The sequence below is a fragment of the Streptomyces sp. H27-H1 genome, assembly GCF_026627445.1.
Taxonomy (GTDB): domain Bacteria; phylum Actinomycetota; class Actinomycetes; order Streptomycetales; family Streptomycetaceae; genus Streptomyces.
Genome location: NZ_JAPNLJ010000029.1, coordinates 1 through 25815, shown reverse-complemented (window position 1 = coordinate 25815; position 25815 = coordinate 1). Strand labels below are relative to the sequence as shown.

Below are 25815 nucleotides of genomic sequence, written 5' to 3'. Positions count from 1 at the left end.
TCCCGCCGACGGCCGCGTCCGCCTCGGCGGCGGGCCGTGGGCGATGGCCCGGCCGCCGTCCCCATCGGCCTCGGGGCGGCCGGGAGGATCGGGCGAACCATCCCGTTTGGGATGTTGTCAGGGTCAGCGCCTAGTCTTTGCCCGTGACTCTCCCTGCCCCGGCGAAGCCCCTTCCCTCTCCGGCGTCGGGCCCGGCCGCCGACGAGGGCCTGGCCCGGCGGCTGCGCGCGCTCGCCTGCACCGCCCCGCTGCACGACCTCGACGTACGCAAGGCCAATCTGGCCGGCGAGTACGGGGTCTACGCGATGGCGGAGGTGGCGCTCGCCGCGATCGACCTCGTCACGCTCAACATGGACTTCGACACGGGCGCCGACCACGAGCAGATAGTGGCTCGACTGCTGCCGAGGGTCGCCGCCCAGGCGCCGGCCCGCCCGGCGGCCGAGCACGAGCGGGTGGCCCGCTGGGTGCTGGAGAACCTGATCAACGTCGGCAGTGTCGACCGCGGTTTCCGGGCGATCTACGGCACGTTCGGCCCGGACGGGGTGTACGTCCGCCGCGACTACGACTTCAAGCTCATCGAGGAAGTGCCCGGCTACGGCGGCGCGGTGTACCTGCGCACGACGGACGAGGCCGTCAACGTCCTGGTCGGCGCCCTCGACACGGACGTCACCAGCGCGCAGATCGCCGCCGAGGTCAAACTGGAGGTACTGATCAGCCGGGGCCGGCTCGCCGACGCGCAGCTCGCCGCCGAGCAGGCCCGCTACCGGACCGTCCAGTACGCCGAGACCCTGCGCCGCACGCTGGACGCCACCCGGCGCAACGTACGGGCGGTGGACTGGCTGGTGACGGTCCCCGACATGATCGCCGAGGCCCTCGACCACGTCGCCGACCGCTACCGCCACGAGAACGCGATCCTGACCAACATCCGCAAGGCCCGCGACGAGGCCGAGGATCCGGACAACAAGCGGCGCGCCGCCGAGCTGGTCGACATCGTCAAGGACTGCATCCGCCGCCACACCCAGCTGCAGTCCCGGCTGCTGGACGCCGGCCCGCTCTTCCGCGCCGAACAGGACCGGCAGTCCTTCGCGGCCCCCGCGCCGCGCTCCGGGATCGACCTGTACGGGCAGCTGGTGGCCCCCACACTGCCGCTCCCGGTCGAGCAGGCCGGCCGGGTCACGGACGCCTTCTTCGCCGCGGGCGCGGGCCTGCGGAGCCCCGTCTCCGTACGCGTCGCGGACCTGGTCGAGATCCTGCTGACCCCGCCCGTGGAGCGGGAGCACCTCGGTGCGGAGATGCCGGAGCCGGACCTGATCGCCACCCCCGACGACAGCCGCTTCAGCGAGGAGCAGCTCGCCGCCGCGATGGCCCTCCTGGAACTCCCGTACGACGCCCCGCGCCGGCTGTCCGGCCTGCTGGCCGAGGCGCGCCGGGCCGACGCCGAACTGCCCTACCTGGTCGCCCTGCTGGCCGTGCACGCGGCGAGCCCGGCGGTGGGGACCGCGTACCGCCAGGGCGAGGAACGCCTCCTCTTCGCGGTCGACGACGGCACGGAACTCGACGACCCGGAATTCGGCGGCGCGGACCTCATCGTCGGCACCGCCCTGCTGGACGCGGCCGCCATGACGGCGGACCGCACGGAGGCGGCATGACCCTCCCCTCCCCGGGCCGCGGAGCGCCTCCCCCCACGCCCGGCCGGCCCTCCGCCGCCCACCCGGCCGAGGCCCTGCCCGTCCCACCGCCCCACCCCGCCACCGCCCGAGCCCCGCACCGGGGGACCCGCACACCCGCCCCCGCAGCACTGCCCGTACCGCCGACGCCCCGCGCCGCCCTGGCGCGGCCGCACGCCGGTCTGTTCACGCCGGCCCGTACCGCCCGCGCCTATCCGTCCGGTCCCGCGCCGGCCGGGTCCTGCGCCGCCCTGGCGCCGCCGCAGGCCGGGGCGCTCGGGGCAGTCCGTAGCGGCGGCTGGGCCGGTGCGCCGGCCAGGGCCTGTACCGCCTCGGCTTCGCCGCGCGCCGGGCTGTTCGCGCCGGCCTGGACCGGCCGCGCCGGCCCGCCCGGCCGCGCCCTAGCCAGTGCCTGCGCCGCCCCGGCGCCGTCGGGGGCCCGCCCGGCCGCGCCGGTGCGTACCGGCTGCCCGGCCTTGCAGGACGTCGGGTCGCGGGACCCGGCCCGCCGGTACCGCCCGGGGGTGTGGGGGCTTGCCCCTGCTTTCGGGAAGGGGCGGGGTGGGGTAAACCCTCCCTCCGCCGGAGCCACCCGCACCGCCGCGCCACGCACCACCCGTACCCGCTCCACCCGTACCCGCCACACCCGCACCGCCGAGGAGACGTACCCGTGAGCGACCACCACGCCGAGCACCCCGCGTGGAGCGAGCCCGACGCGCCGTCGGCCCAGGCCCCGGCCGCCCAGGCCACGGCCCCCGTCACCCCGGCGGACGCCGCCGACGCGGCCCGGCTCGTCGCGTTCGGGCTCCAGCCCAAGCTGGTGCCCGCCCGCGACGCCGAGTACGCCGAACTCCTGCGCCGCTACCGCGAGGACCCCGCCTTCGGCCGGCTCGCCGACGCCGTCGCCACCGGCCTCGGCCTCGTCGTCCTGGAGGTGTCCCCCCGCGCCGGAATGGCCGTGGCAGCCGGCGAGGACTCGGTGTTCGCCGTCCGCATGGGCGACTACGCCCGCCGCACCACCGCCGACTCCGCGGACCGCTTCCTGCACGGCCTCGCCCACCTCGCCGTGGCCGCCCTCGCCTTCCCCCGCCCCGAGGACCTCGCCGACGACGGCTACATCGGCAGGATCACCGTCAACGGGGTCGACGCCTTCGTCCGCCAGACCTGCCGCCGCCTGGAGGAGCGCGCCGAGGAACTCGGCGAGAACACCGACCCGGCCTCCGACGCCCCCGGCCTGGAGGCCGCCTGGCGGGTCTACGCCCGCCGCAGCGCGACCGGCGCCACCAAGGACGCCCGCCGCCTGGCCGGCTCCACCACCGGCATCGTCGGCAAGGCCGCCGCCTTCCTCACCGACTCAGGCTTCCTCCAGCGCACCGCGGACGAGGCCGGAGGCACGTACCGCACCACCCCCCGCTACCAGCTCCAGGTCCGCGACATGGCGGGCAGCGCGGCCATGGCCGAGCTCCTCGAACTGGGCGTGGTCGCCGTCAGCGACGGCTCCGCCAGCCTGCTGCCGCCGCCCGAGGGCGACGACCTGGAGCTCGCCGCCGACGCGGGCCTGCCCTTCCACGCCTGAGACCGCCACCCGTCCCCGTACGACCTACGAAAGACCACGAGAGTCCGCCGCCATGTACGAGCTGTCCCGGATCCGCCTCTACTCCATCGGGCCCGCCGGCGCGCGCTACGCCGACACCGTGCTCGACCTGCGCGGAGTCGGCGAGCCGGTGCCCCATCCGGCGCCCGCGCAGGCGGAGTTCTTCGAGGACGAGCCCACCGGCCCGCCGCGCCGCCCCGCGCCCGCCGGCGTGCTCTTCCTGGAGAACGGCGGAGGCAAGTCCGTCCTGCTCAAGCTGATCTTCTCGGTCATGCTGCCCGGCCACCGCAACACCCTCGGCGGGGCCAGCTCCGGCGTCCTGCGCAAGTTCCTGCTGGCCGACGACTGCGGCCACGTGGCACTGGAATGGCAGCACACCCAGACCGGCGAATGCGTGGTCGTCGGCAAGGTCAGCGAGTGGCGCGGACGCCAAGTCTCCAACGACCCGCGCAAGTTCGCCGAAGCCTGGTACTCCTTCCGCCCCGGCCCGGGCCTCAGCCTGGACAACCTCCCGGTGGCCGAGGCCACCTTGGTGCGCCCGCCCGTGGACGGTGCCTCCGGCGCCCAGGGGCGGCGCCGCACGATGAAGGGCTTCCGCGACGGCCTGACCGAGGCCGGCAAGGCGTACCCGCACCTCGAGGTGTACTTCGAGGAAATCCACGACCGCTGGAACGAGCACCTCACCGAACTCGGCCTCGACCCCGAACTCTTCCGCTACCAGCGCGAGATGAACGCGGACGAGGGCGAGGCCGCCGGCCTCTTCGCGGTCAAGAAGGACTCCGACTTCACCGACCTGCTGCTGCGCGCCGTCACCGACACCCGGGACACGGACGGCCTCGCCGACCTCGTCCACGGCTTCGGCAACAAGCTCGGCCGCCGCGCCGAGCTGATGGCCGAACGGGACTTCACCGCAGGGTCCGTGGACCTCCTCACCAAGATCGTCGAGGCCACCGGGGCCCGCTCCCGGCTGCGCGACGTCCACGCCGGCGCCGAACGCCGCACCCGCACCCTCGCCCGGCGGCTGTCCGCACGCGGCGCCGAGGAGCGCGGCCGCGCCGCCGACCTCGCGCAGCGGGTCACCGGCGCGGCCCACCAGGTCACCGCAGCCGAGTCCGCACGCACCCGCAGCGCCGCAGTCTCGGCCGAACTGGCCTACCGGCACGCCTCGCTGGCCCTGACCGTCGCCGACAAGGCCGCCGCCGCGCAGCGCCGCGAACTCATCGAAGCCCGCACCCTGCACTCCGCCTGGCAGGCCGCCGAGCACGTCCTGCGCCACCGCTCCGCCGCCGACCGCTCCGCCCGGGTCGCCGTCGCGATCCTGGAGGCCGAGCGGGACGCCGCCCCGGCGCTCGCGGCCCGGGCCACCGCCGCCACCGAGCTCGTACGGGCCCTGCACGCCGCCGCCGAGCAGGGCGAGCGCGCCGCCAACGAGGAGGAGGAGCGCTCCGCCGTCCTCCAGGAGACCGGCGAGGCCTCCCACCGCGCCGCCACCTCCGCCGCCACGGCCGCCCAGCGGGCCCGCAGCGAGGCCGAGCACCTGCGCGCCCGCCTCGCCGAGGTCCAGCAGGAGACCGCCGAGGCAGTCCGGGCCGGCTGGCTCGACGACACCGCACCCGACGCCGACCCGGCGCGCGCCGCCCTGGCCGCCGCCGACGCGGAGAAGACGGCCGTGGCCGCCTGGGACGAATCCCGCGAGGGCGCCCGCGCGGCGGCCGAGGCAGCCCGTGAGGCCGCCTCGGTGGAATCCCGCGCGGAACTCACCGCCGCCCGCGCGGCGGACGCCGCCGACGCGGCCGAGGCCGCCCACGACGCCGAGCACCGGGCCGCCGAATCCCTCGCCGGGGCCCCGCGCCTGGCCGCCCTCCTGGGAGCCCCGGAGGCCACCGGAGCGCCGGGCACGCCCGGTACGGCCGGGCCCGGTACGGATCCCGGTGCGCCCGGCTCGGCCACCGGTCCAGCCGGGGCCGAAACGGCCCACCGCGCCCCCGGCGGCCCGGGGCGGGTCACTGCCCGGGACACCTCCACGGCCGGCGGCTGCCTCACGGTCGCCGACCTCGACCGGGGCGCCGACGGACTGCGCGAACTGCTCACCCGCACGGTCGCCTCCGCCGAACGCCAGCTCTTCGAACTCCGCACCGCCGCCGCCGACGACTCCCGCATCCTCGGCGCCCTCGGCGACGGCGGACTGCTGCCGCCCGGCCCCGACGTCCTCGCCACCGTCGAGTACCTCGGTGAACACGGCATCCCGGCCCTCCCCGGCTGGCGCTACCTCGCCCAGTCCGTGGACCCGGCCGACCACGCCGCCGTCCTCGCCGCCCGCCCCGAACTCGTCGACGGCGTCGTCATCACCGACCCCGGCACCCACTCCAGGGCCCGCGAGGTCCTCTCCGGCGCCGCCCTGCTGCCCCGCTCCACCGTCGCCGTCGGCACCGCCGCGGCCCTGCTGGCGCCCGTTCCTCCCGCCGGGGACTCCACCGGGTCGGGGATCTTCATCGTCCCGCCGAACCCCGCCATGCACGACGAGCACGCCGCCGACGAGGAGCGCCAGGCGCTGCGCGCCCGCGCCACCGCCCGCGACACCGAGATCCGCGAGCTCGCCGCCCGACTGTCCGGCGACCGCGAGCTCGCCGCCCGCCTCGTCTCCTGGCGCACCGGCTGCCCGCCCGGCCGCCTCGCCGAGCTCGCGGAGCAGGCCGCCGCCGCCCGCGGCTTCGCCGAGGAGACGGACGCCGAGCTCGCGGAGGCCCGTACCGTACGCGCCGAGGCAGACGAGGCCGCCGCGGACGCCACCCGCGTCCGCGACGAGCGCCAGGACACCGCACAGCGCGCCCGCCGTGTCGCGGACGCCCTCGCGGGCCTCGCCTACCGGCTGCGCGAGCGCGCCGGCTGGCAGGCCAAGCTGCGCGAACTCGCCGACGAAGCAGCCGAGTCCGAGGCCCGCGCCGAGGTCTGCCTCGACCGGGCCCGGGCCGCCGACGAGGACCGCCGCGCCGCCCAGCGCGCCGCCGACGACGCCCGCCGCACCACCCGGGCCCTGCGCGCCGAGCGCGCCGAGATCGCCGGCGCCCCCGATCCGCTGCCCGAGGGCGACGGCACGGCCAAGGCGCCGCTCCCCGCCCTCCGCGAGGCCTACCGCGCAGCCTCCCAGCTGTACGAGAAGGTCGGCGTCGGCGCCGACCTGCGCTCCGAACAGGCCCGCGCCGAGAGCGACGAGAGCGTGGCACTCGCCGAACTCGACCGCCTCACCAACAAGGTCCGCACCCGCGCCGCCCAGCTGCTCGAAGGCACCGACGGCGCCGACGGCCCCTCCCGGCAGGCCGCGGCGGCCCGCGCCGAAGCCCTCGTGCAGATGCTGGAGACCCGCGCCTCCGCCGCCAGCGAGCAGCTCGGCCGGCTCCGCGGTGAGGCCGAACGGCACGCCCCCGCCGAGGGCGAGGCGCACACCGAGCTGCCCGAGGAGCTGATCCCCGACGACGTCGAGGACGCCCAGGCCATGCTCCGTACCTCCGCCGCCCAACTCGCCGCCCACACCGCCGCCGTGGAGTCCGCCCGCGCCGCCCACGCCGACCTGCTGCGCGCCCACCGCACCGCAGAGGAGGGCGCCGGCGGCTTCGACGAGACCGCCGCCCTGCTCCGCGACCTCCTGCGGGACCACACCCACCAGGAGGACGAGCAGGAGCCGGCGGCGCACCCCGGCAGCCTCGAGGAGGCCCGCCACTCCGCCACCGAGGCCCGCCGCTCGCTACGGGGCTGCGCCGCCGACCTGTCGGCCGCCGAGGCCGCCGTCCGCGAGGCGAGCGACATCCTGGTCCGGCACGCCAACGCCAACCGCTACGAGGCGGTACGCACCCCCGCGCGCCAGCAGATCCGCGAACTGCCCGCCTCGGCCCTGCCCGAGCACGCCGCGGCCTGGGCCGTGGCCTTCGCCCCGCGACTGCGCGTCCTCACCGACGAGCTGGCGCAGCTGGAGCGCAACCGGGACAGCATCGTGGACCGGCTGCGCGGCCTCGTGGAATCGGCCCTGGCCACCCTGCGCTCCGCCCAGCGGCTCTCCCAGCTCCCCGAGGGCCTGGGGGAGTGGTCGGGCCAGGAGTTCGTGCGCATCCGCTTCGAGGAGCCCGACCAGGCCACCCTCACCGAGCGGCTCGGCGAGGTCATCGACGAGGCGACCCGCGCCGCCGTGAAGAAGAACAGCACCGCCTCCTTCGGCGAGGGCCGCCGCGACGGCATGTCCCTGCTGCTGCACGGGGTCCAGGCGGCCCTGGAGCCCAAGGGCATCGCGGTGGAGATCCTCAAGCCTGATGCGGTGCTGCGCGCCGAGCGGGTCCCGGTCGGCCAGATGGGCGACGTCTTCTCCGGCGGCCAGCTGCTCACCGCCGCGATCGCGCTGTACTGCACGATGGCGGCGCTGCGCAGCAACGACCGGGGCCGCGACAAGCAGCGGCACGCGGGCACGCTCTTCCTCGACAACCCGATCGGGCGTGCCAACGCCACGTACCTGCTGGAACTCCAGCGGGCCGTCTCGGACGCGCTCGGCGTCCAGCTCCTCTACACCACGGGTCTCTTCGACACCACGGCTCTCGCCGAGTTCCCGCTGGTCATCCGGCTGCGCAACGACGCGGACCTGCGCGCGGGGCTCAAGTACATCAGCGTCGAGGAGCACCTGCGCCCGGGACTGCCGCAGCAGTCCACGGACGGGGAGACGATCCACGGCGAGATCACGGCAACCCGTATGTTCCGCCGCGGCGCCCCTGCTTCTTGACGAGCCCCTCGCCCGGGCCGCCGTGTGAGGGCCCCGGCAGGGCCGTGCGGCGGGGGCCCCGGCCCCACCCGGACCGGACGGCGGCCGTGGGCCCCACGGAGCCCCGTCAGGCCCCCGTACGCGCCCAACGCCCGGTACGGGTCGGTCCCGTCCGCTACGGGTCAGCCCCGCCCGGTGCCGGACGGCGGCGGCCAGATGCCCGCGGCCTCACCGCGCCCGGGTATGCGCTCCGGCTGCCGCACCGGCGCGCCGGGAGCCGCCCGGGCCTCCCGGCGTACCCTGCGCCGCTCGCGCCGCCGGTCCCGCGCCGTACTGCTGGGCTCCGAGACCACTCCGTAGCGCTGGTTCCACGTCTGCCGGGTGATCAGCACGTCGAGCACCCCCCACGTGGCCACGACCGTCCCCGCTATCGCGACCAGCGACAGGGGAAGGGCCAGCCAGGAGCCGGTGACCGTCAGGAAGAAGGTGATCGTGGCGACCGTCAGCGTCACGGCCACGATCAGCACCGCGCGCACGGCGGATCTCCGCACCGTGTCCGGCATCCGCCGCCGCTCCGCCGGCTGTTCCACCCACAGGGGCTGCTCCCCAGGCGCCCCGGCCCCCGCGTCGTCGTCCTCGTACGTCTTCGCCATGCTCAGCTCCCTGCCCTCCACGTGGCAGCTCATGCCCCGCCCCGAACAGCTAGACGCACGAAGCGGCCGAGAGATTCCCGGATCCCGGATGCGCGAGCCGTCCCGAAGTGTCGCGGAACGAAGAATTCCAGCCATCCATTCTGCTGCGGGTACCGAGGCCCCACCGAGTGTCATCTGCCACATATCGGGCCGCACTTCACCGGAACTATCGGACAACTCGTGATCTTCGCCCGGGGGTCAGGCCGAAAACGTCCGGACAGGTCTTCGAAGGTTCGCCGCGGCAGTAGTAGGCTCACGCCGTTTAATTGACGGAACGCCAACCTCCGACAACGGGGTTGAGCTGGGGGAGGCTGGGGAGGCCATGCGCTTTCGCGGGAAGTCCATCCGCCGGAAGATCGTGGCGTTGCTCCTTGTGCCGCTCGTCTCCCTGACCGCCCTCTGGGGCTTCGCAACGGTGATCACCGGCCGACAGGCCGTCCAACTGCTCGGCGTCGCCTACGTCATAGACAAGGTCGGCTACCCGGTGGAGGACGTCGTCCGCGTCATCCAGAAGGAGCGCCGCCAGACCCTCGTGGTCATCGGCGACCCGCGCGCCTCCAACGCCACCACCGGGCTGGACAAGAGCCGCGCGGCGACGGACGAGATGGTGGAGAGGATCTCCGCCGACGCCAGGGACCCCGACCTCGTCGACGAACTCACCCCGGGCGCCGCCGAGCGCCTGAGCTCCATCCTCGAAGCCTTCCGCAGCATCGGAGCACTGCGCAGCGCGGTGGACGGGGGCTCCCTCGACACCAATCAGGCCCTGGAGCTCTACAACCGGCTCGTGGACCCCTGCTACGAGTTCCTCATGAACCTCCACGCGCTCCAGAACGTGGAGATGGACAAGCAGGGCCGCGCCCTCGTCGGCGTCACCCGCGCCCGCGAGACGCTCTCGCGCGAGGACGCCCTCGTCGCCGGGGCCCTCGCCGCCCGCAACGTCAGCCAGGCGGACATCCGGCACGTCTCCGACCTCGTGGCCAACCGCAAGCTGCTCTACGAGTTCAACCTCGCGATCCTCCCGGCCTCCGACCGGGAGCAGTTCGAGCAGTACTGGAACAACCCGGAGAGCCGCTCCCTGCGCGAGGCAGAGGAACGGTTCCTCGTCCAGGGCCCGACCCACAGCCCGCGCAACGTGACCGCGGCCCAGTGGGACGAGGCCGCGGGCAAGGTGCTCGAAGAGCTCGCCGTCATGGGCACCGCCGCGGGCGACCGCTACCAGGAGCGCGTAGAGCCCGTGGCCATGGACGTCCTGGTCCAGGCCGCCCTCGCCGGCGTCCTCGGGTTCATCGCCCTGATCGTCTCCCTCGTCCTGTCCGTACGCATCGGCCGAGACCTGATCCGCGACCTGTCCCGGCTCCGCAAGGAGGCCCACGAGGTCTCCGGCATCCGCCTCCCCGGCGTGATGCGCCGCCTCGCGGCCGGCGAACACGTGGACGTGGAGACCGAGGCCCCCCGCCTGGAGTACGAGAAGGACGAGGTCGGCCAGGTCGGCCAGGCCCTCAACTCCCTCCAGCGGGCAGCCATCGAGGCCGCCGTCAAACAGTCCGAACTGCGACGCGGGGTCTCCGAGGTCTTCGTCAACCTGGCCCGCCGCAACCAGGTGCTGCTGCACCGCCAGCTCACCCTGCTCGACACCATGGAGCGGCGCACCGAGGACACCGAGGAGCTCGCCGACCTCTTCCGCCTCGACCACATGACCACCCGCATGCGCCGCCACGCCGAGGGCCTGGTGATCCTCTCCGGCGCCGCGCCCTCCCGCCAGTGGCGCAAGCCCATCCAGCTGATGGACGTCGTACGGGCGGCCGTCGCCGAGGTGGAGGACTACGAGCGCATCGAGGTACGCCGGCTGCCGCGGCTGGGCATCGCCGGCCCGGCCGTGGCCGACGTCACCCACCTCATCGCCGAACTCCTGGAGAACGCCACCGTCTTCTCCCCTCCGCACACAGCGGTCCAGGTTCTCGGCGAGCCCGTGGCCAACGGCTTCACCCTGGAGATCCACGACCGCGGCCTCGGCATGACCTCCGAGGCGCTGTTCGACGCGAACCTCCGGCTCGCCGAGACCTCCGAGTTCGAACTCTCCGACACCGACCGGCTCGGCCTGTTCGTGGTCAGCCGCCTCGCGCACCGGCACGACGTCAAGGTGCGCCTCCAGATCAGCCCCTACGGAGGCACCACCGCGGTGGTCTTCCTCCCGGTGGCCCTGCTGACGGAGGCTCCCGAGACCAACGGCGCCGGCATTCGCCTGGCCGGTGGCAGGGCGATCGGCGGCCCGGCCGGCTCAGCCCGCCCGAAGGTCGTCGTCGAGAGCGCCGGCGCCGACCGCGGGCTCCCGTCCGGCGCCGGACTGCGCGGCCCCGTCGAACTGGAGGCCCCGATCGGCATGCTGGGGCTGGACGAGCCCGGCCCGGCCCTGGAGGACGCCCCCACCGGCAGGGCGGGCGCCACCGGGCTCGCCGCGGTCTCCGGAGCCAGGGGCAGGCCCGCCATGGCCACCCTCGACGACGAGACCCCGCCGAACGGCTTCTCGCGCAGTTCCCTGCTCGGCCTGCGCCCGGCGGGCCGCCCGCACACGGAGCGGCACACCGACCACGGCGGTCCCCGGAAGATCGAGCGCGTGGCGGACCGGATGGGCGAGAGGGCCGCGGACGGCTCGGGCGACCGCGCGGGCCTCTGGAAGGGCGACCGGTCCGCCGAGACCCCCGCCGAGCGGGGCGGTGCCCGTCTCGCCGAACGCGACGCGGGCCGGGAAAGCCTCCGCGACCGCAACCACGACCGGGACCGCGACCGGAGCCGTGAGCGCCGCGACCGTGACCACCGGGACCGTGAGCCCCTGCCGCCCACCGGCCCGGTCCGCCTGGAGTCCGCGCGCGCGGACTCCACCCGCCCCGACGGTCCCCGCTCGCCGGGCGCCGTGCCGCTCCCGCGTCGCCGGCCCGCCCCGACCCTGGTCGCCGACCACGGCCGCCGCGTCGAGCCCCGTCCCGTCTCGGCGGTCCCGGACCCCGCGCAGGAGGGGCTGGTCCCGAACGCGCCGGCGCACGCCGCGACCGCGCACTCCGCCCCGGCTCCGTCCGGGCCGCTCCGGCCCGGTCCGGCGACGCAGGGTCCGGGCAAGGCCACGACCCTGCCCCGCCGGATCCGACAGGCCAACCTCGCGCCCCAGCTCAAGGAGGGCCCGGCCCCCGCACCCGCCGAAGCCGCCGCCGACCGGGGGGCCGACCGCGACGCGGAGGACGTACGCCGGCGCATGTCCTCGCTCCAGCGCGGCTGGACCGCGGGCCGCGACCATCACGCGCGGCAGCAGGCAGAGCAGGCAGAGCAAGCAGATCAGTCGGCGCAGGCAGAGCAGGCCGGCCGGACACGGCAAGCGCAGCAGAACGCACCACACCAGTCCGCGACCGAGGCCGGCACCCCTGCCGCCACCGGTTCCGGATGCGAGAACGAAGGGGACGGTCGATGACCGCACCGCAGTCCGGCAATGACACCAGGGGCCGTGGCTCCGGCCCGCTCAACTGGCTCCTCGACGAGCTCGTCGACCGGGTCGCCAGTATCCGCAAGGCAGTGGTCCTCTCCGGCGACGGTCTGCCCACCGGCAGCTCCAAGGACCTCACCCGGGAGGACAGTGAGCACCTTGCCGCGGTGGCCTCCGGCTTCCACAGCCTGGCCAAGGGCGTCGGCCGCCACTTCGACTCCGGCAAGGTCCGCCAGACCGTGGTCGAGCTGGACGAGGCGTTCCTCTTCGTCATGGCGGCCGGCGACGGCAGCTGCCTCGCGGTGTTCGCCGACGCGGACTCCGACGTCGGCCAGGTCGCGTACGAGATGACCCTCATGGTCAAGCGCGTCGGAGACCACCTGGCGACCGCCCCGCGCACCGGGCTGCCAGCCGGAGGGTGAGATCGGACGGCATGAGCGATTCCGACAAGGACCAGCCCGCCCACACCCCCGCCGCCGCGTCCGACGCCGCCTGCGACCAGTGGTTCGACGATGACGCGGGTCCGGTGGTGCGTCCGTACGCGATGACCCGCGGCCGGACCAGCCACGCCGGACAGCACCGGCTCGACCTGATCGCGCTGGTGGTCGCGGAATCCGCGGCCGAGGACCCGGTCTGGGACGCGACCTTGTCCCCGGAACACGCCCACATCCTCGGGATGTGCCGGCTGCGCCCACAGTCCGTCGCGGAACTCGCGGCCGAGCTCGATCTCGCGGTCGGGGTCGTCCGCGTCCTGATCGGCGATCTCGTCGACGACGAACTGGTACACGTGACCCGGCCGGTCCCCCCGGCCGAACTGCCCGACGAATCCGTACTGCGTGAGGTGATCGATGGCCTTCGGGCGCTCTAGCCGCACCGGCGCCATGCATGCCGTGACGCCGGTAGAGCCGCTGACCTTGAAGATCCTGGTCGCGGGCGGTTTCGGGGTGGGCAAGACCACCCTGGTCAGTGCAGTGAGCGAGATTCGACCGCTCCGGACGGAGGAACGCCTCTCCGAGCCGGGCCGCGGTATCGACGACATCGAGGGAGTGGAAGGCAAGAGCACGACCACCGTGGCCATGGACTTCGGGCGCATCACCCTGCGCGAGGACCTGGTGCTGTACCTGTTCGGCACCCCCGGACAGGACCGTTTCTGGTTCCTGTGGGACGAGTTGGCCCAGGGCTCGCTCGGCGCGGTCGTCCTCGCGGACACCCGTCGGCTGGCCGACTGCTTCGCCGCCATCGACTACTTCGAACGGCGCGAGATCCCCTTCGTGGTGGCAGTGAACTGCTTCGCCGGAGCCGACCAGCACCCCGTGGTGGCCGTTCGGGAAGCCCTGGACCTCACTCCCGAGGTGCCGGTGCTGCTGTGCGACGCGCGGGACCGGGAGTCGGTGAAGGACGTCCTGGTGGGGGTCGTGGAACACGCGATGACCCTGGCCAGGGCCCGCCGCCGGAGCCTCACGGCGGAGGCCTAGACATGGAGGCGGCCCGTACCCCCGCCGACTGGGGTACGGGCCGCAGCTCTCATGGGGGGATCGGATGTCCCGGTGGCGGCCCGGGACCGTGGAGAGAGTGTGAACCCGTCACCGGGGGCCGTCAAGCGTTCGGACAGCAGCCCCTGTTCACCGGTCCACCGGTCCCCGCTCCACAGCACTAGCGCACGGCGACGACCGCAGATCCGTGCCCGAACAGCCCCTGGTTGGCGGTGATTCCGGCCCGCGCTCCCGCCACCTGCCGGTCCCCGGCAGTGCCCCGGAGCTGCCAGGTCAGCTCGCACACCTGGGCGATGGCCTGCGCCGGCACCGCCTCCCCGAACGACGCCAGTCCGCCGCTGGTGTTGACGGGGATCCGCCCGCCGAGCGCGGTCGCGCCGTCCCGCACGAGCTTGGCCCCCTCGCCCTCACCGCACAGGCCGATGTCCTCGTACCACTCCAGCTCGAGCGCGGTGGACAGGTCGTAGACCTCGGCGAGCGAGAGGTCGTCCGGCCCGAGACCCGCCTCCTCGTACGCGGCCCGCGCGATCGAGGCGCGGAAGGAGCCGGGCACGGGGACCGCGGCGGTCGTCGAGTCGGTGGCGATGTCCGGCAGGTCCAGGACGGTACGGGGATACGTGGGCGTCACCGTGGACACCGCCCGGATCCGCACCGGGTCCGCGATCCCCCGGGAGCGCGCGAAGTCCATGCTGCTCAGCACCAGCGCCGCGCCCCCGTCGGAGGTGGCGCAGATGTCCAGTAGCCGCAGCGGATCGGCGACGATCGCCGAGGCTGCCACCTCCTCGGCCGTCACGGCCTTGCGGTAGCGGGCGTTCGGGTTGAGCAGCCCGGCCGCCGCGTTCTTCACCTTGACCTGCGCGAAGTCCTCACCGGTGTCCCCGTAGAGGGCCATGCGGCGCCGGGCGTACAGCGCGAAGTACGCCGGGTTGGTGGCCCCCAGGACCCGGAAGCGCAGCCAGTCCGGGTCGTCCGGCCGGTCGCCGCCCGCCGGTGCGAAGAACCCCTTCGGGGCGGCGTCCGCACCGACCACCAGGACCACGTCGGCCAGGCCGGCCATGATCTGCGCCCGGGCCGCGCCGATGGCCTGGGCGCCGGACGCGCAGGCCGCGTAGACGCTGGTCACGCGGGCGCCCTGCCAGCCCAACGCCTGCGCGAAGGTGGCTCCGGCCACGTATCCCGGGTAGCCGGACCGTACGGTGTCGGCCCCGACGATGGACTGCACGTCGGTCCAGTCGAGCCCGGCGTCGGCGAGCGCGGCCCGGGCGGCGGCCCGCCCGTACTCGACGAAGCTGCGGCCCCACTTGCCCCACGGGTGCATACCTGCCCCGAGGACGGCGATGTCGCCCGCGGAGGAGCTCATCCGCTCACCCCCACGGGCCGGAAGTGCCAGGTGGTCCAGGTGGTGCCGGCCTCCTCGTTGAGCACGCCGCCGACCACCTCGACCTCCATGCCGACCGCCAGATCGCCGATGCCCACCCCGGGCGCCGCCTGCCCGAGGACGACCATCCCCTCGGCCTCCAGCTCCACGGCGACCAAGGTGTACGGGGTCCAGGGCGCGTCCGGGTCGGACACGTATGGCGCGGGCGGCCGGTACCGCCCGTCGGTGTAGGACCAGACCCGGCCGCGCGGGGACAGCGGGGTCTCGGCGAGCTCGCCGTCGCCCGGGCAGCGCGGATTGCGGCAGTAGGCGTCCTCGCGCGGGAAGAACACCGCGGCGCAGGCGGAGCACCGGGTGCCGAGCAGACGGAACCCGCCGTCCGCGTCGTCCCCGGTGAACCACCCGCCGACGACGGGTGTACGTGTGCGTTCCAAGACCCCTCCCGAAACCGGTATCTGACGAACCGTCAGGAGTCTGCCAGGGAACGCGCGGGATCGCACCCCCGGGAGCGCACCGGCGTGCACGGGTTCTCCGCGAGCCACTTCCGCGCGATCTCGCCGAGCTCCGCGTCCCGCCCGGCCAGCATCATCCGGATCATCTGCGCGTCCCCGCGCAGCGACCATCCCGGATTGCCGAAGCTGGCCGGATTGTTCCGCTCGATCAGGAAGTGCGCCGGCCACGCCGTCCCGTACCCGATCAGGGGGAGCGCGGCGAGAAAGCGCTTCCGGCCGCGCGCCAGCCCGTAGGTGGTGAGGGCCAGACCGGTGAGAGTGCCCGTGAGGTGGATCCAGCGGGTGGCGGCGCGGGAGTGCATGGCGACGTAGTAGGGCCAGAACTCCTCGTACGAATTGAAAGTCATGCGGGCACGCTACTCAGCGGTGAACGGAGGCGACAGAGACGGGAAAGTCGAAGTACGCGTCCGGGAACGCCTCCGGCTTGTAGGTGAAGTGCCACCACTCCTCGGGCAGGTTCACGAACCCCTGCCCGCCGAGCACCCGCCCCAGCAGCTCCCGGTGTTCGCGGGCCACGCCCGTCACCCGCGGGCTGTCGGTGTGCGCGAGCGGATCGAAGTAGTCGAACGGGGTCCCCATGTCGAGCGGCTCCCGGCGGCCGGCACCGAGGCCCACCAGGGTCACGTCGAGGGTGCTGCCCCGGCTGTGCCCGGACTTCTCGGCGATGTACCCCTCCGGGATCAGCCGGTCCTTCGCCACCTCCGGATAGAACTCCGCCTTGGTCCGCTGATCCGCCCCGTCCCGGGCCCACCGCACGAACCGGTCGACCGCCCGCTGCGGCCGGTAGCAGTCGTACACCAGCAGCGAGTACCCGCTGCGCAACACCTCGCGCTGCGCCCGCCGCAGCGCCTCGGCGGCGGACCGCGCGAGCAGGCAGACCGGCTCGTCGTACCCGTCCACGACCGCGCCGGTGAAATTGCGCGGGGTGGCGTACCGCATCTCCTGCCCGATGCTCGGATCCACCTCCGCGACGACGGCGAAGCCGGCGGCGGGCCCCGGCCCGTCCGCGGCCGCGGGTCCGGACGCGACCGGCACCCCCGCCCCTCCCGCCGCCCCTGCCGCCCCCAGCACTCCGAGCGCTCCCACCCATCCCGCAACGACCGCCATCCGCATGCCCCTTGGCATACCATCGCCGCATGCCGGCGCACCTGAAGGACTCGCACTGCTCCGCCTGTGGAGCCCTGTTCGATGCGGCCGACTGGCCCCGTACCTGCCCTTCGTGCGGGGCGGTCGCCTACCGCAACCCCCTCCCGGTCGCCGTCGCCCTGCTCCCCGTCGAGGACGAGCTCGGCACCGGCCTGGTGGTGATCACCCGCACCATCGAGCCCGCCCTCGGCGGCGTCGCCCTGCCCGGCGGCTTCATGGACTTCGGCGAGGACTGGCGCGAGTCGGTCGTCCGCGAACTCCGCGAGGAGACCGGCATCCACGCCCCGGCCTCCGAGGTCGCCCTCGCCGACACCCACAGCTCCCCGGCCGGCCACCTGCTCGTCTTCGGCCTCCTGCCCGTCCGCCCGGCCGCCTCCCTCCCGGCGTCCGCCCCGACGGACGAAACCACCGGCTGGCACGTCCTGCGCGGCTCGGAGCAACTGGCGTTCCCCCTCCACACGAAGGCGGCCCGCGCCTGGTTCGAGGGCCGGTACGCGTGACCGCGCGTCCGGCCCGGGACTACTCGGCGCGAAGGGCCCCCGGTCCGCGCCGGCCGGCGGGCCCGCGCCTTCAGGGCCCCGGGAGACCCGGGCCCCGACAGGCCCGACCGCCCGGGCCCCGGGTCTCCCCAGGCTGAACGGGCCCGACCCGCACTACCGGCCAGGCTGTGAGCCGCCCCCCTCAGAGCCCCCGCAACACCACTCCCTCCACCCGTTCCCCGGCCCCGTCCTCCACCACCACCGCGTCCCCGGCCCACCGCACCGCGTACCGTTCCACTTCGCCCGGCTCGAAGCCCGGCCCCGGGTCCCGGATCACCACCCCGCCGCCCGTGCGGCCCCGCGCCGGGGCCCACACCTCCAGGGCCACCGACCCGTCGGCCGCCCGCACCGGCAGCAGCGACCCGGCCCGTGCCAGCACCGGGATCCGGTCCGGCGGCGCGTCCAGCAGGATCTGGCCCGGCCCCTCGTGAGCCCGGCCCGTCGCCGTGTCGTACCAGCGCCCGCGCGGCAACCGCACCGCCCGCCGGTCCGACCCGCACTCCAGCACCGGAGCCACCAGCAGCGCGTCGCCCAGCAGGAACGCGTCCTCGCAGTCCCGTAGCGCCCGGTCCTCCGGGGATCCCCACCACAACGGCCGTACGTACGGGGCTCCGGTCCGCCGCGCCAGATGGGCGAGCGTCACGAAGTACGGGCGCAGCCGCTCCCGCTCCGCCAGCACGGCCCGCGCGGCCTCCGTCGTCCGCGCACCGAACTCCCACGGTTCCCGCCGCCCGGCCAGGATGGCCGAGTGGGTCCGGAACAGCGGCAGGTAGGAGCCCAGTTGCAGCCACCGCAGGTACAACTCCGGCGAGGGCGAACCCCAGAACCCGCCGATGTCCGGCCCCGAGTAGGGCACCCCGCACAGTCCGAGGCCCAGTACCAGTGCCAGCGAGGACCGCAGGCCGTCCCAGCTGCTCTCCACGTCACCGGACCACGTGCCCCCGTACCGCTGCATCCCCGCCCACCCCGACCGGGAGAAGAGGAAGGGCCGCTCGGCCGGGCGCAGCCGTACGAGTCCCTCCCAGCCGGCGCGCGCCATGCCGAGGGCGTACACGTTGTGCGCCTCCCGGTGGTCCCCGCCGGCCCCGTCCAGCGCGTGCCGCGCCGACCGGGGGAGCGTCCGGTCCCCGAACGGGGCGAAGGAGACGGGCTCGTTCATGTCGTGCCAGACCCCGGCGAAGCCCTGCGCGAGCCGCTCCTCGTACTGGCCGCCCCACCAGTGCCGAACCGCCGGATCGGTGAAGTCCGGGTACGCGCACTCGCCCGGCCAGACCTCCCCCCGGACCTCCCGCCCCGCCGCGTCCCGTACGAAGGCCCCGTGCGCGCCGACCGCGAGCCCCGAGGTGTGCAGCGGGTCGCCGGCCTTCACCGCCGGGTCGACGATGGAGACCAGCCGGACCCCGCCCTCGGCCAACTCCTTCGCCAGTCCGGGAAGATCGGGGAACCGCTCGCGGTCCACGGTGAAGACCCGGTGGCCGTCGTAGTGGTCGATGTCCAGATGGACGGCCGACAGCGGCAGCCGGTGCTCGGCGTACCCCGCCACGATCCGGCGCACCTCCGCCGCGCTCCCGAACCCCCACCGCGCGTGCTGGTAGCCGAGCGCCCACTCCGGCGGCACGGCCGCCGCGCCCGTCAGCCCGGACCAGCCCTGCAGCACCCGCCCGGGCGGCCCCACCAGCACCCAGCACCGCAAGGGGCCGCCCTCCACGCGCAGTTCGCAGGACCCCGGCCGGTCCGCCCCCGAGCCCGCACCCTCCTCGCCCTCCCGCAGCACCACCCGCCCGTCCCAGGAGTTGTCGTGGAAGACCAGGTGCGTGCCCGCGTCCGCGACCACCAGCTGCACCGGCATCGTGATGTACAAGGGGTCCTCGCCGGGCCCGGACCCGAACCCGCCCTTGGGATCGGTGTTCCACAGCCGGTAGCTCCCGTCCCGCAGCCGCGGCCCCACCGATCGCCCGCCGAGCCCGAACACCCGCGCGTCCGCCGCCACCTCACTGCGCAGCAGCCACCGGGCGCCGCCCGCTCCGCCCGCCGACCCCTCCGGGTCCCCGGCCGCCCGCACGGGCTCCCACCAGCGTGGCGGCAGATCCCGCCGCAGCACCGTCCCGCCGGGCGCGCGCACCTCCACCGCCCCGTGCCGGGACACCGCCACCGTCACCCGCTCGGACACCACCCGCCAGCCGCCGCCGGTGTCCGGCTCCAGTACGGCACGCGGATCGGGCTCCGGCCCGCTGCCGACCACCGCGTACGAGGGAGTGGGCTCGCTGCCGTCCCAGCCCCAGAACACCGCCCCACCCACGGTGACCCGCACCAGCAGCGTCGAACGGGTGAACCGGAGCACCCCACCGCCCGGCCGGGGCTCCGTACCGGTCAGCAGACCCGGCACCCGCGCCCGCTCCACGCCCCGGGGTATGAGCCCCGCCGCGTCCACGCGCCGGTTGCGCCAGGCCGAGCGCCAGGCGCGCCGCCCCTGTTCGCCGCCGAGGTCCTTCACCGCACGCACCAGCCCACGACCGTCCATGGTGCCCACCCTGCCACCGCCACCTGGTCCAGAAGGTGCCGTTCAACTGCCGTTCACCCGCAAAAGGATCACAGCCGACCGCCGATGACGACTCTGGTGCGGATGTCGATCACATGGCATCGTCCCTGTGAGCCGTCGCACGCACACCCCGCGCGCGGTGGCACCGTACGGACACCAGACGCCACACCACACACGACGACACGCACACGAAGCGCGAACCGCTGACGTGACCGGGAGCCGACGCATGACCGCAGCAGCCACCCCCTCCGAGCCCCTCTGGTCCCCGGGCCCCGACCGGATCGCCGCGGCCCGGATCACCGCCTTCCAGGCCTGGGCCGCCGAACACCACGGCGCCCCCGCGGACGGCGGCTACCCGGCCCTGCACAGCTGGTCCGTAGACGCCCTGGACACCTTCTGGCAGGCCGTCGCCGAGTGGTTCGACGTACGCTTCACCACCCCGTACGAGGGCGTCCTCGCCGACCGGTCCATGCCGGGCGCGGTCTGGTTCCGGGGCGCCACCCTCAACTACGCCGAGCACGCCCTGCGCGCCGCCGAGGACCCGGCGCGCGCCGCCGACGCGGCGCTGCTCCACGTGGACGAGACCCACGAGCCCACCCCCGTCACCTGGGCCGAGCTCCGCCGCCAGGTCGGCGCGCTCGCCGCCGAACTGCGCTCCCTGGGCGTACGCCCCGGCGACCGGGTCAGCGGCTACCTCCCCAACATCCCCGAGGCCGTCACGGCGCTCCTCGCCACCGCCGCCGTCGGCGCCGTCTGGACCTCCTGCGCCCCCGATTTCGGTGCCCGCAGCGTCCTGGACCGCTTCCAGCAGGTGGAGCCGGTGGTCCTCTTCACCGTCGACGGCTACCGCTACGGCGGCAAGGAACACGACCGCCGCGATACCGTCGCCGAACTGCGCGCCGAGCTCCCGTCGCTGCGCGCCGTCGTACACATCCCGCTCCTCGGTACGCCGGCCCCCGCGGGCGCCCTCGAATGGTCCGCCCTGACCTCGGGCGACACCGAGCCGGTCTTCGAGCCGGTCCCCTTCGACCACCCGCTCTGGGTCCTCTACTCCTCCGGCACCACCGGCCTGCCCAAGGCGATCGTCCAGTCGCAGGGCGGCATCCTCCTCGAACACCTCAAGCAGCTCGGCCTGCACTGCGACCTGGGCCCCGAGGACCGCTTCTTCTGGTACACCTCCACCGGCTGGATGATGTGGAACTTCCTCGTCTCCGGCCTGCTCACCGGAACCACCGTCGTGCTCTACGACGGCAGCCCGGGTTTCCCCGACACCGGAGCCCAGTGGCGCATCGCGGAGCGGACCGGAGCCACCCTCTACGGGACGTCCGCCGCCTACGTGATGGCCTGCCGCAAGGCCGATGTCCATCCCTCCCGCGACTTCGACCTCTCCGCCGTGAAGTGCGTGGCCACCACGGGATCCCCGCTGCCGCCCGACGGCTTCCGCTGGCTCCACGACGAAGTGGCCGAGGACCTGTGGATCGCCTCCGTCAGCGGGGGCACCGACGTCTGCAGCTGCTTCGCCGGCGCCGTCCCCACCCTCCCGGTCCACATCGGTGAACTCCAGGCAGCCTGCCTGGGCACGGACCTCCAGGCCTGGGACGCCTCCGGCAAGCCCGTCACCGGCGAGGTCGGCGAGCTGGTCGTCACCAGCCCCATGCCGTCCATGCCGATCCGCTTCTGGAACGACCCCGACGGCAGCCGCTACCGCGACAGCTACTTCGAGATGTTCCCCGGCGTCTGGCGCCACGGAGACTGGATCACGATCACCGATCACGGCTCCGTCGTCATCCACGGCCGCTCCGACTCCACCCTGAACCGGCAGGGCGTCCGGATGGGCTCCGCGGACATCTACGAGGCCGTCGAGCGACTCCCCGAGATCAAGGAATCACTGGTCATCGGCCTGGAGGAGCCGAACGGCGGCTACTGGATGCCGCTCTTCGTCCACCTCGTGCCCGGCGCCGTCCTCGATGACGGGCTGCGCTCCCGCATCAAGGCGACGATCCGCGAGGAGCTCTCCCCGCGCCACGTCCCCGACGAGGTGATCGAAGTCCCGGGCATCCCGCACACCCTCACCGGCAAGCGCATCGAGGTCCCGGTCAAACGCCTCCTGCAGGGCGCCCCCATGGCCAAGGCGGTCAACCCGGGCTCGGTCGACAACCTCGAACTCCTGCACTTCTACGAGGAGCTCGCCCGCACCCGGGGCTGACGCCCACGGCCACTGTCAGTGGCGGTGATTACTCTGAGTGAGCAAGTGATCGCGTTACTCAGGGGGAACCATGCCACGCTCGAACGACACCAGGACCGCAGCGACCACGGGACGTCCGGCCCGCAACGGCAGGCGCCGCACCCTGCGCCGCGAAGCCCCCAGTACCGTCGGCCTCCTGGCCGACGCCGGGGACTTCGCGGCCATGCGCGGGTACCGCAGCTTCACCTTCGACGACCACCGCGACTACCTGGACCACGTCGACCGGCTGCTCCGCTCCCTCGCGGCCCAGGGCATCCACACCACCGTCACCCTCTTCGACCCGGAGGAGTACGCCGACTTCTGCGCGGACTACGGACTGGACCCGGACACCTCCGGGGCCCGCACCCGCTTCACCGCCGAACTGGCCGGCGGCGCCGGCGGCCTTCCGTACGCCGGCCAGCCCATCGACGAACTGGTCCCGCTCCTCGTGGACGCGGCCGTCCGGCAGGCCACCTGGGAGTACGCGCGCTCGCTGCTGACCGAAGTGGGCCGCTGCGCCGACTGCGGCGAGGACATCGGGACCGCCTCGATCGAGCGCGCCACCCGAGCGCTCCGGCACCTGGTGGACCGGGCCGGCCCCGGCCACCACCACCTGGTGTGCAGCGTCCCGGCGCGGGAGGAACAGCTCGTGGCGGTGCTCCACGCGGACAGCGGCCCGGGCATCCGGCCCCGGGTCGACGGCCGCGACGGCCTCGACTTCGTGACGGTACTCGCCGCGGGCCTTGCCCTCGGCGGACCCGGGGGACTGGTCCTGCGCAGCACCACCGACAGCGGCCGGGACCGCGTCCACGGCTGGCGCCTGGACCGTGGCCGCCTGGTACCCCTCTCGGCGGCGGCCGTCTTCAACGCCTACTGCACCGACGCCGACACCGGAGATCCCGTGGCCCCCGAGCCCGGCGTCGACTACTGCCCCGGCTACGAGGTGGACGAACCGGGCCCGCACCACTGAGCCGGGCGGACGCCGCCCACCGGGCAACGGCCGAGGGGCCCCCGCCACCGGCGAAGGCCCCTCGAACGTCGACGACACACCATCCGGCTACTCGCCGGACAGCACCGCCTGGGCGGCCACACGGGCCTCCTCGGCGCTGTCCGTGGCACGCGCGGCAGCAGCCGCACGCTCGCACTGCGCGAGGGTGTACTTGGCGAGCGTCGCCCGCACGTAGGGAATCGAAGCGGCACCCATCGAGAGCGAGGTGACACCCAGCCCCGTCAGCACACAGGCCAGCAGCGGGTCGGCGGCAGCCTCGCCACAGACGCCACAGCTCTTGCCCTCGGCCTTGGCGGCCTCGGCCGACATGGCGATCAGGTCGAGCAGCGCGGGCTGCCACGGGTCCTGCAGCCGCGATACGGCGCCGACCTGACGGTCGGCGGCGAAGGCGTACTGGGCCAGGTCGTTGGTGCCCAGCGAGAGGAACTCGACCTCCTGGAGGATCGAGCGCGCCCGCAGCGCGGCGGAGGGAATCTCCACCATGGCACCGAACTTCGCCCGCAGCCCGGCCTCACGGCAGGCGTCCGCGAACGCCTTGGCGTCGATCCGGTCGGCCACCATCGGGGCCATGACCTCGAGGTAGACCGGCAGCCCCTCGGCGGCCTTGGCCAGCGCCGTGAGCTGCGTACGCAGCACGTCCGGGTGGTCGAGCAGCGAACGCAGACCACGGACGCCCAGAGCCGGGTTCGGCTCGTCGGCCGGGGTCAGGAAGTCCAGCGGCTTGTCGGCGCCGGCATCCAGGACACGTACGACGACACGACCCTCGGGGAAGGCTTCGAGGACCTTGCGGTACGACTCGACCTGCTTCTCTTCGGTCGGCGCGTGCTTGCTGTCGTCCAGGAAGAGGAACTCCGTGCGGAACAGGCCCACACCCTCGGCCCCGGCATCGACGGCCGCAGGCACGTCCGCCGGACCACCGATGTTGGCCAGCAGCGGCACCTTGTGACCGTCGGACGTGGCACCAGGACCGGAGGACGCGGACAGCGCGGCCTTGCGCTCGGCGGCCGAAGCCTCGAGCTCGGCCCGCTTCGCCGCGCTCGGCTCCACGAACAGGTCACCGGTACTGCCGTCGACGGCGATGAGCGTGCCCTCGGCGATCTCACCGGCACCCGGCAGCGCCACGATGGCGGGCACGCCCAGCGCCCGCGCGAGGATCGCGCTGTGGCTGGTCGGGCCGCCTTCCTCGGTCACGAAACCGAGGACCAGCGCCGGGTCGAGCAGAGCGGTGTCGGCGGGAGCCAGGTCCCGCGCGATCAGTACGTACGGCTCGTCGCTGTCGGGCACACCCGGCATCGGCACGCCGAGCAGGCGCGCGACGATGCGGTTGCGCACGTCGTCCAGGTCGGCCACACGGCCGGCCATGTACTCACCGGCCCCGGCGAGCAGGACGCGGTAGGCGGCGAACGCGTCGTACACACCGCGCTCGGCGGTGCTGCCGACGGCGATGCGCCGGTCGACGTCCGCCATGAGCTCGGGGTCCGTGGCGATCATCGCCTGGGCCTCGAGCACGTGCTGGGCCTCGCCACCGGCCAGCTGGCCCCGGGCGATCAGGTCGGCCGACACAGCTTCCACGGCCTGACGGGCGCGCCCCTGTTCGCGCTCCGCCTCGTCCGCGGTGATCTGTTTCGCCGGCGGTTCGAGAACCGCCGTGCCCATGTGCCGAACCTCGCCGATCGCCACACCGTGGCTCACGCCGACGCCTCGCAGCGTTGTCTCCATTTCACCTGTCTCCGATTGAGCGGCGGATCCACCCGCCGCGTTGGATGTCCGGTCCGCCCGAGCAGGCGGATACGTCAATGCCAGCCGAAGAGAACGTCTCCGGCCTTCATGTCTCCGGCCTCGACGACGTCAGTGAGGGAGTCGGCAGTCGCTTCCAGCGCCACGATGGGGCAGATGGGGGACTTGCCGGCGGCCTCGACCGCAGCGGGGTTCCAGCGGATGACGGCCTGGCCGCGGGTCACGGTGTCGCCCTTGTTGACGAGCAGCTCGAAGCCCTCGCCGTTGAGCTGAACGGTGTCGATCCCCAGGTGCGTGAGCACACCGTGGCCTTCACCGTCGACGACGACGTACGCGTGCGGGTGCAGGGAGACGACTACACCGTCTACGGGGGACACCGCCTCCGAAGGCTCGCGCACAGGGTCAATAGCGGTGCCCGGTCCCACCATCGCGCCGGAGAACACCGGGTCGGGCACTGCCGCGAGTCCGATGGCGGTCCCGGCAAGTGGGGACGTCACGCTGGTCATGGGGGCCTCCCAGGGGTGGGGCTTCTTCGTGTCGCCGTCACTACCTGTCGCGAACGGCGTACTCTTCAGAAGGATAAGTCACAAGATGTTCGGGTTCGCCGGATGTTGGTCCCGAACTGGACTGGTCCTTCGGCACGGAGACTAGTGGACTAGACCGGTGGACTAGACCATACGCCTGAATCGATTTGCTTGGGATCCGGCAGACCTGTACTGTCGTGACTCCCGCCAGGAAGCCCCGCGTGAACATTTCGCGAACGGCTGATGGACGGGGCTCCTCCTCCTTCTTATTCTGATCTTGATCTCGGCTCCTTTCTGCATGCCTATTCGGCAAAACAGAGAGTGGTCAGAGGGAGAGAAAAGGACTGATAGAGTCGGACTCGCCGGAAAGGGAAAACGCGAAAGCGGATGACCTGGAAGGCGGAAAACAAGTGGGACTGGCTCTGATAGAGTCGGAAACACAAGAACGAAGGAAGCGCCCGGAGGAAAGCCCGAGAGGGTGAGTACAAAGGAAGCGTCCGTTCCTTGAGAACTCAACAGCGTGCCAAAAATCAACGCCAAAAGTTGAT

19 protein-coding genes are annotated in these 25815 nt (G+C 73.8%); 11 read left to right on the top strand and 8 right to left on the bottom strand.

Going from position 1 to position 25815, the window contains the following annotated elements:
• The first annotated feature begins 143 nt into the window (after positions 1-143).
• Genes OTB20_RS27145 through OTB20_RS27130 form a run of 4 tightly spaced genes read left to right on the top strand, consistent with a single transcriptional unit; the run spans position 144 to position 8023 of the window.
• Complete coding sequence (locus tag OTB20_RS27145; RefSeq protein WP_267821380.1) at positions 144-1649, top strand: hypothetical protein; 1506 nt, start codon at positions 144-146, stop codon at positions 1647-1649.
• Entirely contained in the window at positions 1646-2341 is a 696-nt protein-coding gene (locus OTB20_RS27140) for a hypothetical protein (protein WP_267821379.1), read from the top strand. The genes OTB20_RS27145 and OTB20_RS27140 overlap by 4 nt, the downstream gene beginning before the upstream one ends.
• Complete coding sequence (locus tag OTB20_RS27135) at positions 2338-3243, top strand: hypothetical protein (RefSeq protein ID WP_267821377.1); 906 nt, start codon at positions 2338-2340, stop codon at positions 3241-3243. The genes OTB20_RS27140 and OTB20_RS27135 overlap by 4 nt, the downstream gene beginning before the upstream one ends.
• Positions 3244-3295: 52 nt before the next feature.
• Entirely contained in the window at positions 3296-8023 is a 4728-nt protein-coding gene (locus OTB20_RS27130; protein ID WP_267821376.1) for a collagen-like protein, read from the top strand.
• 161 nt (positions 8024-8184) lie between these two features.
• On the opposite strand, the gene OTB20_RS27125 is transcribed toward OTB20_RS27130, so the two are convergent.
• Positions 8185-8655, bottom strand: coding sequence for a hypothetical protein (locus OTB20_RS27125; RefSeq protein WP_267821373.1), 471 nt, complete (start codon positions 8653-8655; stop codon positions 8185-8187).
• A 361-nt stretch (positions 8656-9016) separates the two neighbouring features.
• On the opposite strand from OTB20_RS27125, the gene OTB20_RS27120 reads away from it, so the two are divergent.
• Genes OTB20_RS27120 through OTB20_RS27105 form a run of 4 tightly spaced genes read left to right on the top strand, consistent with a single transcriptional unit; the run spans position 9017 to position 13641 of the window.
• Entirely contained in the window at positions 9017-12154 is a 3138-nt protein-coding gene (locus OTB20_RS27120) for a nitrate- and nitrite sensing domain-containing protein (RefSeq protein ID WP_267821371.1), read from the top strand.
• Positions 12151-12588, top strand: a complete 438-nt coding sequence (locus OTB20_RS27115; protein WP_267759327.1) for a roadblock/LC7 domain-containing protein — start codon at positions 12151-12153, stop codon at positions 12586-12588. Before OTB20_RS27120 ends, OTB20_RS27115 begins: the two co-directional genes overlap by 4 nt.
• Positions 12589-12599: 11 nt before the next feature.
• Positions 12600-13034 carry a DUF742 domain-containing protein gene (locus tag OTB20_RS27110; RefSeq protein ID WP_267821369.1) on the top strand — a complete coding sequence of 145 codons (435 nt, stop codon included), beginning with the start codon at positions 12600-12602 and terminating at the stop codon, positions 13032-13034.
• Entirely contained in the window at positions 13015-13641 is a 627-nt protein-coding gene (locus OTB20_RS27105; RefSeq protein ID WP_267821367.1) for a GTP-binding protein, read from the top strand. The genes OTB20_RS27110 and OTB20_RS27105 overlap by 20 nt, the downstream gene beginning before the upstream one ends.
• A gap of 178 nt (positions 13642-13819) precedes the next feature.
• On the opposite strand, the gene OTB20_RS27100 is transcribed toward OTB20_RS27105, so the two are convergent.
• The 4 genes from OTB20_RS27100 to OTB20_RS27085 are packed head-to-tail and all read right to left on the bottom strand — an operon-like array spanning position 13820 to position 16656.
• A complete protein-coding gene (locus tag OTB20_RS27100) occupies positions 13820-15019 on the bottom strand; it encodes a lipid-transfer protein (protein WP_267821365.1) in 1200 nt (399 codons plus the stop codon).
• Positions 15016-15471, bottom strand: a complete 456-nt coding sequence (locus OTB20_RS27095; RefSeq protein ID WP_267821363.1) for a Zn-ribbon domain-containing OB-fold protein — start codon at positions 15469-15471, stop codon at positions 15016-15018. Before OTB20_RS27095 ends, OTB20_RS27100 begins: the two co-directional genes overlap by 4 nt.
• Positions 15472-15503: 32 nt before the next feature.
• Entirely contained in the window at positions 15504-15896 is a 393-nt protein-coding gene (locus OTB20_RS27090) for a DUF962 domain-containing protein (protein WP_267821362.1), read from the bottom strand.
• A 13-nt stretch (positions 15897-15909) separates the two neighbouring features.
• Positions 15910-16656 carry a M15 family metallopeptidase gene (locus OTB20_RS27085; RefSeq protein WP_267821360.1) on the bottom strand — a complete coding sequence of 249 codons (747 nt, stop codon included), beginning with the start codon at positions 16654-16656 and terminating at the stop codon, positions 15910-15912.
• A gap of 29 nt (positions 16657-16685) precedes the next feature.
• Between OTB20_RS27085 and OTB20_RS27080 the strand changes: the two genes are divergently transcribed.
• A complete protein-coding gene (locus tag OTB20_RS27080) occupies positions 16686-17195 on the top strand; it encodes an NUDIX domain-containing protein (RefSeq protein ID WP_267821358.1) in 510 nt (169 codons plus the stop codon).
• Positions 17196-17376: 181 nt separating this feature from the next.
• On the opposite strand, the gene OTB20_RS27075 is transcribed toward OTB20_RS27080, so the two are convergent.
• Positions 17377-19755 (bottom strand): glycoside hydrolase family 31 protein, encoded by a 2379-nt coding sequence (locus tag OTB20_RS27075; protein WP_267821356.1) that lies wholly within the window; start codon positions 19753-19755, stop codon positions 17377-17379.
• A 244-nt stretch (positions 19756-19999) separates the two neighbouring features.
• Here OTB20_RS27075 and OTB20_RS27070 point away from each other — a divergent pair, with 244 nt between their 5' ends.
• Both OTB20_RS27070 and OTB20_RS27065 read left to right on the top strand, forming a co-directional pair.
• Positions 20000-21979 (top strand): acetoacetate--CoA ligase, encoded by a 1980-nt coding sequence (locus tag OTB20_RS27070; protein WP_267821354.1) that lies wholly within the window; start codon positions 20000-20002, stop codon positions 21977-21979.
• A 70-nt stretch (positions 21980-22049) separates the two neighbouring features.
• Positions 22050-22967, top strand: coding sequence for a hypothetical protein (locus tag OTB20_RS27065; protein ID WP_267821352.1), 918 nt, complete (start codon positions 22050-22052; stop codon positions 22965-22967).
• Positions 22968-23054: 87 nt separating this feature from the next.
• Here the strand turns inward: OTB20_RS27065 and ptsP are convergent, their stop codons facing one another.
• A complete protein-coding gene (gene ptsP / locus OTB20_RS27060) occupies positions 23055-24725 on the bottom strand; it encodes a phosphoenolpyruvate--protein phosphotransferase (RefSeq protein ID WP_267821350.1) in 1671 nt (556 codons plus the stop codon).
• Between the two features lie 74 nt (positions 24726-24799).
• Positions 24800-25249, bottom strand: a complete 450-nt coding sequence (locus tag OTB20_RS27055) for a PTS sugar transporter subunit IIA (protein ID WP_267821348.1) — start codon at positions 25247-25249, stop codon at positions 24800-24802.
• Between the last annotated feature and the right edge of the window lie 566 nt (positions 25250-25815).

Bases quoted from the DNA above. Each gene is read 5' to 3' on its own strand.
- OTB20_RS27140 (WP_267821379.1), top strand. From the start codon at position 1,646: ATGACCCTCCCCTCCCCGGGCCGCGGAGCGCCTCCCCCCACGCCCGGC.
- OTB20_RS27130 (WP_267821376.1), top strand. From the start codon at position 3,296: ATGTACGAGCTGTCCCGGATCCGCCTCTACTCCATCGGGCCCGCCGGC.
- OTB20_RS27125 (WP_267821373.1), bottom strand. From the start codon at position 8,655: ATGGCGAAGACGTACGAGGACGACGACGCGGGGGCCGGGGCGCCTGGG.
- OTB20_RS27120 (WP_267821371.1), top strand. From the start codon at position 9,017: ATGCGCTTTCGCGGGAAGTCCATCCGCCGGAAGATCGTGGCGTTGCTC.
- OTB20_RS27115 (WP_267759327.1), top strand. From the start codon at position 12,151: ATGACCGCACCGCAGTCCGGCAATGACACCAGGGGCCGTGGCTCCGGC.
- OTB20_RS27110 (WP_267821369.1), top strand. From the start codon at position 12,600: ATGAGCGATTCCGACAAGGACCAGCCCGCCCACACCCCCGCCGCCGCG.
- OTB20_RS27105 (WP_267821367.1), top strand. From the start codon at position 13,015: ATGGCCTTCGGGCGCTCTAGCCGCACCGGCGCCATGCATGCCGTGACG.
- OTB20_RS27100 (WP_267821365.1), bottom strand. From the start codon at position 15,019: ATGAGCTCCTCCGCGGGCGACATCGCCGTCCTCGGGGCAGGTATGCAC.
- OTB20_RS27090 (WP_267821362.1), bottom strand. From the start codon at position 15,896: ATGACTTTCAATTCGTACGAGGAGTTCTGGCCCTACTACGTCGCCATG.
- OTB20_RS27085 (WP_267821360.1), bottom strand. From the start codon at position 16,656: ATGGCGGTCGTTGCGGGATGGGTGGGAGCGCTCGGAGTGCTGGGGGCG.
- OTB20_RS27080 (WP_267821358.1), top strand. From the start codon at position 16,686: ATGCCGGCGCACCTGAAGGACTCGCACTGCTCCGCCTGTGGAGCCCTG.
- OTB20_RS27075 (WP_267821356.1), bottom strand. From the start codon at position 19,755: ATGGACGGTCGTGGGCTGGTGCGTGCGGTGAAGGACCTCGGCGGCGAA.
- OTB20_RS27070 (WP_267821354.1), top strand. From the start codon at position 20,000: ATGACCGCAGCAGCCACCCCCTCCGAGCCCCTCTGGTCCCCGGGCCCC.
- OTB20_RS27065 (WP_267821352.1), top strand. From the start codon at position 22,050: ATGCCACGCTCGAACGACACCAGGACCGCAGCGACCACGGGACGTCCG.
- ptsP (WP_267821350.1), bottom strand. From the start codon at position 24,725: ATGGAGACAACGCTGCGAGGCGTCGGCGTGAGCCACGGTGTGGCGATC.
- OTB20_RS27055 (WP_267821348.1), bottom strand. From the start codon at position 25,249: ATGACCAGCGTGACGTCCCCACTTGCCGGGACCGCCATCGGACTCGCG.